Below are 13868 nucleotides of genomic sequence, written 5' to 3' on the forward strand. Positions count from 1 at the left end.
CGCGCTGATGTCGCCATCCTGCTGGTGACGTTCTGTCTGACGGTGTTCGCCGACCTGGTTGTCGCAGTGAACATCGGCGTGATCCTTGCGACGCTGCATTTCCTGCGCAAGATGGCCGCTAGCGTTGAGGTCCGCGCCAGTACCGACCTGGAGCTGCAGTCCGAACTTGCTGCCCAAGGGGTGAGTGCGTTGCCGCCAGGTGTACTTGTCTATGCCGTCGAAGGGCCGTTCTTCTTTGGCGCAGTGGAGAATTTCGAGCGGGCGCTGGCCAGCACGCATACCGATCCACGTGTGTTGATCATCCGTTTGCGTTGGGTGCCGTACATCGATATTACCGGGCTGCAGACACTGGAGGAGGTGGTCAGTGACCTGCAAAGACGGGGGGTGCGTGTCGTGATTTCCGGTGCGAATGACCGTGTGCACGCCATGCTCGAAAAGGCCGGCTTGATTGCGCTCATTGGCATGGCCAACTACTTCCGTCACTTCGATGCGGCACTGGCTGACTGTGCAGCACATACAGAGGAGAACGCAGCGCGAAGGAAGTTGAGCCAAGTGGCCGAGGCTTGGCTTGCGACCAGCAAGCAGTATTTCGACGGCGCGCCTAAGGACTCGAACGACGAATGAACGTGTCCGGCGCTACTGAACGGGTGTTTGTCTGATGCCGGTAACGCATCCGCCTGCAGTCACACTCGAGATGCTGCGTATTGTCGGTCCGCATTCGGTCCGGTCTTGGCGAATCGGGTTGTTTCAGCTGGCAGAGGCATCCGAGGTGAGCTGCCGCCTGGTCTGCGAAAGTAGCGACGGCATCGAGATACTGGTCGAGTCGACGCGGGGCAGAATCGAGCGCTTCGGCTCGGACATCCTGCATGGCGCGCTGGGCTATCTCCCGCAGTACATCGAAGTCAGGTGCCCGTTTTCAATTTCGTACTACCGTCGCAGTCGCGACGAATAGGTTTCTCCGTGTCCGATATTCCGATGAACTTTGATGCGCTGTTGGCAGCCGGCAATGACAAGCAGGCATTCGTCATGCGCGGCAGTGCTTTCCAGAGCCTGCATTTCGACCTGACCGCCGTTCAGAGCAAGATGGCGATAGATGATCCGTACCGTCTGGTACTCGGCTATACGAAGACGATGTTGGCGTTCCGCTTTTTTGTTGCCAGCCCCAAGCGCATTGCCATGATCGGATTAGGCGGCGGTTCGCTGGCCAAGTACTGTCATCGTGCATTCCCGCTGGCAACCATCGAAGTCTGCGAGATCGACCCGACGGTCATCGCATTGCGCGACGACTTCCTGGTTCCGCAGGAGAGCCCTCGATTTACCGTGCGCTGCAGCAATGGTGCGTACTACATGCGTAACTGCGCCAAGCAGGTAGAGCTGTTGCTGGTCGACGGCTTTGACCTCAAGGGGCTACCGGCGGCTTTGTGTTCTCAGTCGTTTTATGATGACTGTGCAGCTGCTCTGGCTCCGGAAGGTATCGCGGTATTCAACCTGCTGGCGATGGATGCCGGCAATCCGACGCATGTGTACCGGATGAGCCGGGCCTTCGGGAACAACGTGATCGTTATTAAGGCTGAGGACGGTTTGAACTACATTGCGTTTGCCAGTCGTAACGCGGCACTGCTCGGAACGGCTGACACCCGGTTGTTGCAGCATGCAGAAGCGCTTGAGCAGGAGTCCGGGTACGGATTTCTGTCCTATGCACGACGCCTGATCGCCAGTCGCCGTAGCTACGTCAATGCCGAGGAGATTTTTGTGGCTAACGAGATCAATGCGAGAGTCGTAAAACGACGCTGAGTCCAGTGGACTTACTTGACCTTGGGATTGCCGCGGGAGACGGAGTCGTAGCTGACGTTGTGCTTGGACAAGTAGTCCCGAATCAACTGACGGACGACTTGGGAAGGAGTGAGATCCTGAGTCTCACACAGCTCCTCAAATGCCTTTTTTTTGGCGGGGTCGATCAGAACCGTCAAGCGGGCGGTCTTGGCTTCCATGGCAGCGCGACACAATCCAATGATGATCATTGGATGATAATTCAGTTCACATCCATCCAGGAAATGGAAATTGTCGTGCCTACCTAAGCAGGTGCCGTTGCTACCGGAGCCGGGTCAGTCCAGTCTTCTAAGGCCGCCATGCCGAGGCTTGGGAGCAGATGGAGGCGAACAGGGAGCCAGCCTTTGTCGGATTTTTTTTAGTTGCGGTCCACCCATTCCGCCTTGGACCGGGCTGCGGCAATATCGAACGTGACGCGTTGGGCCTTGGCTTTATCAGCTGCAGCGATCGTCGCTGCGACTTCGATTTCGTCGAGCCGCTTGCTCTCCAGTGCCATTGCTTGCGACGGGGCTTGATCCAGGAGCTTGGACGGGTGGCGCCCCTGTTCTATCAGCTTGTGCGCAATAGCGTGAATGGCGCGGGCTTCTTCTAGGCTGCTCTCCGGGTAGTTGTCGTACAGGTACTTGCCCTTCTTGCCTTTAAGGCGGAAGTCATAGCGCCACGCTTTGGTACCTTTGGCGCGTACAACTAGTGACAGGCCGTGGCCATCCGCGATCTGGTATTCAGTGCCTATGGCCTTGGCTTTCCTGCATTGCAGGTAGGTTAGTGCCATGAGTGCTCCCTGTTGTTTTCGATTCTGCCTAGGCTAGCACAGAGCTGGGGGCGGAATAGGGGGCGAATTCATTGGATTTGGATGGCAGTTCGCGGACGTCAATGGACATGAAAAAACCCCGCGCTCCAGAGAGTTCGCGGGGTTTGGGGTGTTAGGGAGGCATCTGTGGACTTCGCAGGATGTCGGACCTTACTCCATCCGGTAATACATGAACCTAGTATTTATAAGGGTTGTGATGGATATAACAAAAAACGGGGGGAGTAACGGGGGGACTCCGATCAAAAAAACGAAAATCCTCTCTTTTTTGCTCCGGCAAATAGGGGCTGGCCAGTGACACCCGTTACACCTCTACGGGACTAAGGCGTATTCAACATTCATATGATGAATGGGTTTGGCTTGGGTGCCCGGATGAAGGGGGGCTGCGAAACTGCGCAGGTATGCGCCCCGGTCCCTCGGTTGAGTCACCGCATGGCAGCGGCAGGCAGGGCCGACAGGACGCGATCGACGGATCGCCGGACTTAAACTTCATCGACTTGCCGTTTTTTCGGTCTCCGGTCCTGTTCAGACCCTCCCCTATGTTTTTTCAGGCTTGTCTCTGAGACGTCTGACTACTCGGTCTAGGGGGAGGTAGTCCAACCTTTTGACGCCCCCCTGTCTGGGGGGATGGCAGGACCATTGCCCGAACCTATCAGGTCGCCCTGTTAAGTCTGTTAACTGTTAAGGAATGTCCGGCAACTGGAAGTCTGCAGACCTACGTGGCCACGTTACCCGTAAGGGCCACCCCGACCGGAAGGACCCGGCACCCTTAAGGCACCGGGAACAGTGCGACGGTGGCCTGACGGTAGAGCCGGGCGTCGGCGCGGTCGGCGGAGAGGGCGATGAAGCTACTGTGGGTAGGCGTAACCACACGGGATGGCGTGGCCGGGGCATGCGAGCTTCCAGACGTGAAGGCCCGCCGTCACCGGGAGTGCATGCGTTCTCGCGATGGCTAGTAGGGTCGACCTGAACGATGCCCCTTGGGAGATCAGTTGCCGCAACAGGAAGTATCGGTCCTGATCATCGCAGCCCAGATGATCGGCCACCTGCCCGGTGATCTCCCGCCAAAACGACCACTCGGTTGAGGTCAATTCCGCGTCGCGAAGGGTGTCCTGCGCGCCAGCCCGTAGCGCGGTTTCCCCGGGGGGGGTAGTTGATTTCGTGGTGTCAGCCGTGTCATGGGTGTCAGGTCGTTGATCTGTATAGGGTTTTGTTGTGACACCCGACGTGTCACCCAGTGTCATCGGTGTCAGGTTCCTGCTGTTGTCCGGGGTATGGGGCGGGACGCACAGGCCATCGGGTCAGTAGAGCACTTCGACCCGAATGGGTTGCTCACACAGATGCTCAAGCGCGCCTCCAGAAAGATCACGCAGGCGCCTTAACTGCCATGAAGTTGCACCACCTCGGTGAGGCATTACCTCTGACCCGTTTCCATCCTGTTTTCGGCTGATGGCTCACGGCGCGCTCGGACTCGTCCGGGCGATGCAAACGCCGATTTGGGGCTCGATTACTGTCCCGCGAAGAATGCACTGGCTAGTGCAGGATCCGTTGGGCACCGGTTTTGCATCACTTCTTCTGTGGCGCCGATTTTGAAGATGGTGACCATGGCTTCGTGTGATGCGTGGTGCGCCAGCGGCGATGGCTAGTTCAGCCAGTCCGTGCCTACGCCACTGCTCCTTGAGCGGCTAGCCGGCCATCGGCACCGCGCAGAAGACTGATGAGTTCTGCTTCGGGAAAGCGTGCGGCAGATGGCAGCAATGCGGATGCTCACTTTCAATCGAGCTTGCACGTTCTGAGAATGTTCTTGTTTTTGCCGTTCTAAGAAACTTCTGATTCGATTTGACCTGACAACCCGCCATTATGACCTGCGTTTCGAGTGGTCAAATTAATAATTCAAATATGGCGCTTGAACGAATTATGTCATGTTTGCACTGGAGAAACCACGTTGTTGAGTTGATTGCAAAGGCATGTTCAATCTTGTTTTTGAATTGAGTAGGTTTGTATTGCAGTCTGTTGTAAAGAGTTGGCGATTTGCCGATGTCAAATATGTTTTTTAAAAGGTGTTGAAATGAAATTTTCTACCATCTCCGCAATGTTCGCAGCCGCGCTGGGCTTCGCTGCAATTGGTGCCCACGCTTCTGACGGTACCATCACGATCAATGGCGAACTGACCGCCCAGACTTGCACCATCAGTGGCAATGGTCAGGGTAACAACTTCACCGTGACGCTGCCGAAAGTCGCTACTTCGGTTCTTGCCGCTGCCGGTTCGACTGCTGGCGCAACGGGCTTCAACATTGCCCTGACCAACTGCACCCCGGCAACCGGTAACGTGCGTACGTTCTTTGAATACGGTTCCAATACGCTGGCCGACGGCAACCTGAAGAACGCCACCGGCACCGCAACCCTGGTTGAAGTTCAGTTGCTGAACGGTGACATGTCGCCGATCGACATGAGCAAGGCCGATGGAGCGCAAAACTCCAAGATTGTCGCGATCAATAGCGGCGCAGCCAATCTGCCGTATGCCGCCCAGTACAACTCGCCGGCTGGCGGCGCGACTGCGGGTACGGTTTCGACGACTACCACCTACTCGCTGTCGTATCAGTAATTAAGTAATTAACGGCAACTGGATTTAATCCAGTTGCCTGATCTGGGTTGGAAGAAAATGTCCAACCATGTTTTACCTCACGGATCATTTGATGGCAGCGCTTGGCAATGTTTGCTAGTGACGAAATTTGAATGTCCGGAGTGATTGTTGTATTGGAACGTTACCGGTTGAATGCCATGAATATCCGAAATGTTGTAGTTCGTACACTGGCCTCCATTACGTTGATGGCTGGAGCAATATTTCCGCTTGCGGCTCACGCCTCGGTCGTGATTGCCGGTACGCGCATGATTTACAATGCAAAGGAAAGCGAGGTGACAATTAAGCTTTCCAATGACGGGCAGAAACCGGCGCTGACTCAGGTGTGGCTGGATAGCGGCGATCCGCAAGCAGATCCGTCCAAGCTGGATCTGCCGTTTGTGCTGACACCGCCGATGGCGCGCATTGATCCAACCAAGTCACAAACCATTCGGGTTGCATATACGGGGGAGGCGTTGCCGCAGGGTAAGGAATCCTTGTTCTGGTTCAACGTGCTGGAAGTGCCGCCAAAGCCGGAGGCGGGAGAAGCAGGTGCCAACTATATGCAGCTGGCGTTCCGTTCCCGCATCAAATTCTTCTTTCGACCTGCTGGACTATCGGGTTCCGTTGATGAAGCACCAGGCAAACTGGGCTGGCACTTGGAGACTGAAAAAGGCAGGTCCGTCTTGCAGGTCAGCAATCCTACGCCCTACCACGTCACCATCATCGAGGCAGTCGCGGGTGAGGGGGGCAATGCCCCCAAATTCGACGAGGGCATCATGGTAGGGCCTGGTGAAAAAGCATCCTTGCCGCTCTCCGGTACGGTTGCCGCTGGCGCCAAAGTTCATTTCACAACGCTGAATGACTACGGTGGTCCCATCAAGCATGAAGCCGCACTCCAGTAAATGAAAGCTGAATCAGCTCGGACAGCAGGAAGGTATCTGCGGCAAGGCTGCGCTGAAGCCAGTCGCCGAAACCGTGCTGTTTGAAGCGCGCATGACGCGGCTTCCCTGCTACTGATCGTTCACCTTTCCAATACCCAGCAGTCTTGCTCCTGACCTGCAGTATTTCTGCGGCTTGGGTGGGACGGGTGTTGCCTGAAAACAGAGTGTCAATATGAGCATCCGCACCAAAAAACCGGCCGTTTCGGCAGAAGAAAGGCAGCAAAAAAAACTTGTCTTGCATCCTCTCCACGCCGCATTACTCGCTGCATTCTCGGTCGGTTGTGTGCATGCAGCAGATTCGGCTCAGGCCGCATCTATGCAAATAGCTGCAGTAGAGTTCAATCAGGATTTCCTGCCGGGATTTGGCAGCAAAATTGATATCAGCCGGTTCAATAAGGGCAATCTGGCGCTGCCTGGCGATTACCGAGCAGCGCTTTATGTCAACGACGTATGGATCGGCGTTGTAAATGTCGCGCTCCGTGAAATTGGCAAGGGAACGAATAATGTGCAGCCGGTCTTCAACAAAGACCTGCTGCAACGTATGGGTGTGGATATGACGCGTCTGTCCGAAGAGGCTCGCCTGAAGCTTGACCAGGCCGATTTTGGCACCAGCGTCCTCTTGCCCGATCTTGTCGCCGCCTCGATGGCGACGTTCGATATGGGCGAGCAGCGCCTGGATGTCAGCCTGCCGCAGGTGGCGTTGAGCCGCAATGCGCGTGGCTGGGTCGACCCGAAATTCTGGGACGATGGCGTCCCGGCCGCCATCCTTCAATACAACGCCAATGTCTTCCACACCGGCGGTGCCGGCTACAGCTCTACGCAAAGTTATCTGGGTTTGAACGCCGGCATGAATGCCGGCCCGTGGCGTCTCCGCCTGAACGGCAACGTGACCCATACGTCCGGTGGCGATACGGACGTGCAGAGCATCCAGGCCTATGTGCAACGCGGCTTCGAACCGATCAAAAGCCAGTTGACGGTGGGGGATTCGTTTACCGACGGCAGCGTGTTCGACAGCTTTGGGGTGCGTGGCATCCAGTTGGGTACCGATGACCGCATGTACCCGGAATCCCTGCGCGGCTATGCACCGGTGGTTCGCGGCATGGCCAATTCCAACGCCAAGGTCCAGATCAAGCAAAACGGCAACATCATTTACGAGACGACGGTTTCGCCCGGCCCGTTCGAGATCAGCGATCTGTATGCAACCGGTTACGGTGGTGATTTGCAGGTTGTGGTGACCGAGGCGGATGGAAGTCAGCATATCTCTTCCGTGCCGTACTCCTCACCGGTCAATGCGCTTCGAGCGGGGCGTACCCGATACAACCTGGCGGCAGGGGTGTACCGCAACTCCAGTCTCACGACTTCACCGCTTGTGTTCGAGGCAAGTGCCCAGCATGGCTTCAACAACCTGCTTACGGGTTATGCCGGCGCGATTGTCGCTGAAGGTTATATGTCCGCCGCCGTGGGCGCGGCGCTGAATACGCAATTCGGTGCGTTCGGTCTGGATGTGACCGAGACTGTCTCGCGCTTCGAAAACCAGCCGGACCGATATGGTCAAAGTATCCGGGCATCCTATTCGCACCTGATCGCGCCGACCAATACCAATCTGACGCTGGCTGCGTACCGTTACTCCACAGCCGGATTCCTGAGTTTCACGGATGCCATGAGTCTGCGTGATCTGGATCGCCAGAATCTGGCGTTTGCCATGCCCGGTGTCCAGAAAGGGCGGTTGCAGCTCACGCTGAACCAGTCACTCAACCAATGGGGTTCGGTGTACCTGTCCGGATATACGCAGAACTACTGGAACAAGCGCAGTAGCGATACCCAGTTCCAGTTCGGTTACAACGCGAGCATGGGTCGGGTCGGTCTCGGACTGTCCGTGTCACGTGAATATGATGTCGACCAGTCACGCTGGAGCAACCGTTTCATGCTCAATCTAAGCATTCCGCTGGGTATGGATGCGCATGCTCCGACATCGATGACCAGCTATACGCACGATACACGCGACGGTAGCAGCCAGTATCAGGAAAGCGTGACCGGCACCCTTGGCGAGGATAACCAGTTCAACTATGGCGTGACGGCAGCGCGCACCGAAGCCAATGGCGCCGGCAGCAACAACATCAGCGCCAATGCCGGGTATCTGAGTCCGTTTACGCAGGTGCGCGTGAATGCCGGTCAGGGCAACGGCTATACGCAGGCCGGCGGCGGATTGTCCGGCAGCGTGGTGGCCTGGCCGGGGGGACTTGCACTTACGCCGAGTACGGGCGACTCCTTTGCGGTCATTGAGGCAAAAGATGCGGCCGGCGCACGCATCGCTTCGCAGCCGGGTATCCGTCTTGACCCATTCGGTCATGCCGTTATTGCAGGGATGAATCCCTATTCGCTGAATAGCGTGGAAATCGATACCAAGGGCCTGCCTGCGGGCGTGCAGCTTTCCACGACGGAACAGCATTTTTCGCCAACGGCAGGCGCCGTTGTTCGAGTCAAATTTGATACGGAAAACAAGGGCAAACCGACAATGCTGCGTATCAAGCGTACGAATGGAGAGCCATTGCCGTTCGGAGCGGACGTCATTGATGCCAGCGGCAAGGTTGTTGGCAATGTTGCTCAAGGTGGAAGGTTGATTGTTTACGGTGCCAAGGATAATTCTGGTGAGCTGACCGTGAAGTGGGGCAACAAGGCCGATCAATCCTGCCAACTGCAATACAAGATTCCCGAGGCTGAAGGGCGTAAATCGGCATTGCCCGTCCTTGCGCAAGGGGAATGTCGATAAAGGAGCGTGTGGTCCATGAGAATGATGGATGTTTTCGGTCCTGCAATATGAATACGGATTAGGATTTCTGAAAATGAACTTCTTAAAAAAAAGCGTTCACTGGTCAAGGCTTTGTGCCGCTGCGGTAGTGATGGTATGCGCTTGGCTAGGCTTTGCGGGTGTCGCTTTTGCGGCAAATAACTGCACAGGGACTGGTGGAGCACAAACCATCACCTTGCCTTCTTCAGTAAGCGTACCTCGAGACGCAATTGTAGGAACTGTATTGACCGGTTGGTCATATTCCACGTTCAATACCACTCAATGGAATTGCAGCTGGACAACCAGTGGTGCCTCCAGTCCTGCGGGAAAGGTCCTGTTACCTACGGCATCACAAACGGTAACATATGGGGGGAAGACATATTCCGTTTTTCAGACATCTTATCCGGGTGTTGGAATTATAATTGGTTTTTCGAATAGCACAGGGTGCGGGAGTTTCTATCAAGGTGATATATCCGCGTCGGGAATGGGAACAGCTGGATGGTATGGCACGATTCCCGTTTGTGGTGGAGGACCATGGTCGACTAACGAAGGGCTCCAGTATCAGATCGCCTTGGTGAAAACAGCAGCCATTACATCCGGGTCGTTATCTGGGGCGACGTTTGCACAGGCTGCCCCGCAAATTGTGTCCGGCGGCGTTCAGACGGTATATACCGCCAACTCGAATACATACAGCTTCAGCCCTGTATCTATTTCCGTACAGTCGTGCTCGATGAGTGCTCCCACCATCAATCTGGGTACCCATAAATCCACAGAAATGGCAGCGGTGGGGGATGTCACCACTCCGGCAGTTGCGGTGCCCATTTCGCTGGCTTGCCCTGCCGGTATAGCCACCGTTCAGTACCGCATCGACCCAAGCTATGGAACGGTAGCCACCAATGTCGCCAAACTGGATGGTTCAGGCGCTACCGGGTATGGCGTGCAGTTGCTGACCAGTGGCGGGTCGGTGCTCAACTTGGGTACCAATTACACGATGTCGCCTTTCAGCGGCGCGGGCAATTACACCATCAATCTGCAGGCGCGCTATTACCGCAGCGGTACGACGGTCACGCCGGGGGCGGCCAATACCACGATGACCGTTACCGCGACATTTCAGTGATTTCAGCAATCAGGCTCTGCTCAAGGCGGCCACGCACATACGGCATCTGCCCATCAACCAGAAAACTTGGAAGAAACATCGCTATGCGACACATCAACGTTGTACTGGCCACCATGGCCTCCTGCATCACCGGCGCTGTATTTGCAGCGGATGCCACGCTGAATTTCACCGGGAACATCATTGTGCCGACCTGTACAGTAGCCAGCGGCTCTGTGAATCAAACTATTACGATTCCACAAGCCAAAGTGGCTGACTTCGCTGCAGTGGGCTCCACCCAGCAAGCCACTGCCTTCAACATCAGTCTGACCAGCTGCGCCCCTAGTACAAACGTCAGCATGACGGTAAGTGGTTCGCCTGCTGCCAGCGGTACCGGCGTATTGGCCAATACCGGCCCGGCGGCACAGGTGGGGATCCAGCTTCTGAAGGCATCGGCAGCAGGAGCTACGACAGGCACTGCCGTTACTTTAGGCGCGCTCACAGCCTTGGGTACGGTTGATGCGACCAATGCGATGACTATCCCAATGGTGGCGCAGTACTACCGGCTTGGCGCCATGACCGCTGGGGCGGTAGCGGCAGTAGCAACGGTCAATTTTACTTACAACTGATTCAGTCTGAGATGTGGTTGTAATTTTTTGCGCAAAATACTCTTTTGTGATTTCAGTTTCTACTGATCCTGATTCAGCTTAAAAACGCCAGAATTTTGCTGCTGCCTGTCCGAAGACTCAGACCTGAAGCAGGTTGATCGACGAAGGTCAGGGGATGTCAAAGCATTACTAGTCTTGTGATTTTGAGACTGGTCTCAATGGCCCGTTGATCGTCCGCGAGTATGCTGGCCTGCGGACGAATGGATGGCTCTGGTTGACATCGCAGGTATGGCTGAATGACGTTGTTCTGCTCGTGGGCGATTCAGAAGCTTGTGCCCCCAATCGTATCGATTCGTTGTTGAGATGGACTTCGGACTTTGAGTCTGGAGACTGCATGTCGGATATCCGGCGGGATTTTACGGGGCAAAGTATATGGAACTGAAAGCAAACAAGCAGGTACAACCGCTACCTCGGTCCATCCTGCTGGTTGAGGATCATGCATTCCAGCAGGAATACATGGCACAGCAATTGCGTTCCGATATCGTCAGCCAGGTCGATTGCGCCAAAAATGGCATCGAGGCGCTGGCCATGCTGCAGCAGAAACGGTATGACTTGGTGATCTGTGATCTGGCCATGCCCGGAATGGATGGCATTGTCTTCGTCAAGCATCTGGCGCAACTGCGTGACCGGCCCGATCTTTTCATTCTGTCATCCCAGCCCGATTCGCTGCTGCAACTCGTCGAGCGTCTGGCGAAGTCGCTGGGATTCGAACGTGTTGCCTCGCATGCCAAACCCATGGTGATCGACGATATCAAGGCGGCGGTGCGGTGTTTCGATGATCTGCGTCTCATGTCGGGGCGGGCGTTGCCGATCGACAATGCTGTTGCGGCAGACGCGGTGGATGTGCTTGAAGGTCTGATCCGCAAGCAGTTCACCGCGTGGTATCAGCCGCAGCACGACATCGCTACAGCCAGAATCGTCGGTGTTGAAGTGCTGGCGCGCTGGAACCATCCACGTCGGGGCGTGCTGCCGCCATCTGTTTTCCTCGACACGATCATCGAATCGAACTGGATCAACCATCTGAATTCGATTCTGCTGGAAAAGGCATTGAGGGCGCAGGCGGAGTGGCGCAAAGCCGGCCGGAATCTGACGATATCGTTCAATCTGCCTGTCTGCCTGCTCGCCGAAGAGTCATTGCCGGATCGCCTGCTCAATATCGTCGAGAGCTGCGGCGGCGATCCAGGGGCCCTGATGCTGGAACTGACCGAAACGACGGTTGCCGATCAGTTCAGTGATTACCTTGCCGGTGCTGCCCGGCTCAAACTCAAGGGCTTCAAGCTGTCGATCGACGATTTTGGTACCGGTTATTCGTCCCTGTTCAACCTGATGTCCGTACCTTTTGATGAAATCAAGCTCGATCGTGCGTTCGTGCATGGTGCGCACAAGAACCCCGTCGCCCGGGCTGCGCTGGAGAGCAGCATAGCGTTGGCCAAGCGTCTGGACATCAAAGTGGTGGCGGAGGGGGTCGAAGACCCGCGGGATCTGGCGCTGCTGCAGCATCAGGGCTGCAGCACGGTACAGGGCTATCTATTCAGCCGGCCAATGGCCGAGCCGATGTTCGAAAAGCTGTTGCTTGGCCGGAATTAATGCAGGGGAAATAATACCACCGCGATCGGTCGCGGCTATCAGAATCCTCCCATTCTCCGTCTTGGCTCTGACGCATATTTTGTTGTCATGGCTATATTCATTTCTCCCATTTCCGGGCTGAACCGCTGGGTTTTGCATCCAGAGTTTGCGTACAGGCTGATTTGCTGTCTGGCAACTGCTTTTGTACTTGGCGTGCTTGGCGCCATGACGATGTTTTGCTATGCATCGCTGATGGATGAGGTATCTGGGTATCGCAAAGTCTTCAATAACGGCTATACACAAAGTCGCGATTTCTACGAGCAGAACGAATTCGGGCTTGCCGGCATTATCAAAGCTGCAGAATTTTCCAGGGTCACTGAGCCCCATATCGAGCGAGAAGGGGGCAAGGTATTTTCGTTCGAATCAGAGCATGCACTGGGGGGGATGGTCGGCATCCTGAATTTGTCGGAACAGCTTCAGCAGGATATGCAGCAATCCGGTTCGGATCTGATTTATCTGGACATACGTACCGGTATCGCCCGATACGTGCTGAAGTCATCCTCGGACAATGACGAGTATTTGCACCGGCTGAGGGAAAAGGCCAAGCAGCTTCATTCGAGTAGTGGTGCTGGGCCGGAAGCCATTCTGTTGATGGCCGGCCATGGTGATCAGAAAAGGGTTTATCTTTTCGAACAGATCGCGCCACGAATCATGCCCGATGCCTGGCTGGGCATCAGCTTGCCGCAAAAACAGATTGTTGCCTCGATTACCTCGCAGATCGAAGCGGTGCCTGAACTTGGTATCAAGTATCTTGTACTTGATCAACATGGTCAGGTGGTAAGGGGAAAAGCGGAGAAGCGCTGGAGCACGCAGACGGATACGCTCTTTCTGAAAAAACTGGTCAAGGCCGATGAGGGATTCTCGGTCTACAGCATGCCCGTATTCAAGATTGCCTTGAAAAAGGAAATTGGCGGCAAGCAGCGGTGGATCGTTTACTACGCCAGTTTTGTCGACATTCTGTGGCAGATTCGCTATGCGCTGCTGTTCGGCTTGGGGCTGTGTGCAATTGCCGCAGTACTTGCTTACATAGCAGTCCGGCACCTCCGGCATGCGGTTTTCCTCCCGGCAAAAGAACGGGAGGCACATCTGCTCGAGCGAGAGGCGTTCAATCGCGCGATGCTGGAGCTGGCGCCTGTCGGCATCTGCGTGTTCCGTCGTGCCGACGGTGAACTATTGATTCGCAATGAGCGCGCCAGGCTGCTGCTGGAATTGGGGTTGTGTGTCGGCGGTCACCGTCGAGGCCTGGATGCGTACTTTCTGAATGTTCCCGTTCCGGAAAACGGCATTCCGTTTCGCGGTGATGTGACCGTTGAGGCGATCGTTGACGCGACACCACACCACATTCACTTTGCGCTGGCGGAACTGCAATACAACGATCAACCGGTCCTGTTCTGCGTGTTCAGCGACGACAGCGACCGCAAGAACGCCGAGCTGGCACTGGCCAGCGCCAAAAGCGCCGCCGATGCCGCCAACAAGGCCAAGTCGGCATTC

General features: G+C 55.8%; 12 protein-coding genes. 10 read left to right on the plus strand and 2 right to left on the minus strand.

What is annotated here, in order from left to right; genetic code table 11:
* The 3 genes from IE097_RS18995 to IE097_RS19005 all read left to right on the plus strand — a co-directional run.
* Positions 1-624: STAS domain-containing protein (locus IE097_RS18995; RefSeq protein WP_189462468.1), on the plus strand; the 624-nt coding region annotated here is incomplete at its 5' end.
* A 145-nt stretch (positions 625-769) separates the two neighbouring features.
* A complete protein-coding gene (locus IE097_RS19000; RefSeq protein WP_189462469.1) occupies positions 770-952 on the plus strand; it encodes a hypothetical protein in 183 nt (60 codons plus the stop codon).
* Positions 953-960: 8 nt separating this feature from the next.
* A complete protein-coding gene (locus IE097_RS19005) occupies positions 961-1794 on the plus strand; it encodes a spermine/spermidine synthase domain-containing protein (protein WP_189462470.1) in 834 nt (277 codons plus the stop codon).
* 11 nt (positions 1795-1805) lie between these two features.
* Here IE097_RS19005 and IE097_RS19010 read toward each other — a convergent pair whose 3' ends face one another.
* Together IE097_RS19010 and IE097_RS19015 are read right to left on the minus strand one after the other, a co-directional pair.
* Positions 1806-1991 (minus strand): ribbon-helix-helix protein, encoded by a 186-nt coding sequence (locus IE097_RS19010; RefSeq protein ID WP_189462471.1) that lies wholly within the window; start codon positions 1989-1991, stop codon positions 1806-1808.
* Between the two features lie 197 nt (positions 1992-2188).
* The gene (locus tag IE097_RS19015) at positions 2189-2602 is read right to left on the minus strand and encodes an Arm DNA-binding domain-containing protein (RefSeq protein ID WP_189462472.1); all 414 of its coding nucleotides are present in this window, start codon (positions 2600-2602) and stop codon (positions 2189-2191) included.
* A 2104-nt stretch (positions 2603-4706) separates the two neighbouring features.
* Here IE097_RS19015 and IE097_RS19020 point away from each other — a divergent pair.
* From IE097_RS19020 to IE097_RS19050, 7 genes are all read left to right on the plus strand, one after another.
* The gene (locus IE097_RS19020) at positions 4707-5243 is read left to right on the plus strand and encodes a fimbrial protein (protein WP_189462473.1); all 537 of its coding nucleotides are present in this window, start codon (positions 4707-4709) and stop codon (positions 5241-5243) included.
* A 131-nt stretch (positions 5244-5374) separates the two neighbouring features.
* Positions 5375-6163: a fimbria/pilus periplasmic chaperone gene (locus tag IE097_RS19025; RefSeq protein ID WP_229797670.1), complete on the plus strand. Its 789-nt coding sequence runs from the start codon at positions 5375-5377 to the stop codon at positions 6161-6163.
* 211 nt (positions 6164-6374) lie between these two features.
* Positions 6375-8972, plus strand: a complete 2598-nt coding sequence (locus IE097_RS19030; RefSeq protein WP_189462474.1) for a fimbria/pilus outer membrane usher protein — start codon at positions 6375-6377, stop codon at positions 8970-8972.
* 28 nt (positions 8973-9000) lie between these two features.
* Positions 9001-10107 (plus strand): fimbrial protein, encoded by a 1107-nt coding sequence (locus tag IE097_RS19035; RefSeq protein WP_189462475.1) that lies wholly within the window; start codon positions 9001-9003, stop codon positions 10105-10107.
* 83 nt (positions 10108-10190) lie between these two features.
* Positions 10191-10712, plus strand: coding sequence for a fimbrial protein (locus IE097_RS19040; RefSeq protein WP_189462476.1), 522 nt, complete (start codon positions 10191-10193; stop codon positions 10710-10712).
* Between the two features lie 411 nt (positions 10713-11123).
* Positions 11124-12338, plus strand: a complete 1215-nt coding sequence (locus IE097_RS19045) for an EAL domain-containing response regulator (RefSeq protein WP_189462477.1) — start codon at positions 11124-11126, stop codon at positions 12336-12338.
* Between the two features lie 87 nt (positions 12339-12425).
* The coding region (locus IE097_RS19050) for a hypothetical protein (protein WP_189462478.1) at positions 12426-13868 on the plus strand (1443 nt) is incomplete at its 3' end.

The sequence above is a fragment of the Jeongeupia chitinilytica genome (assembly GCF_014652315.1).
Lineage (GTDB): Bacteria > Pseudomonadota > Gammaproteobacteria > Burkholderiales > Chitinibacteraceae > Jeongeupia > Jeongeupia chitinilytica.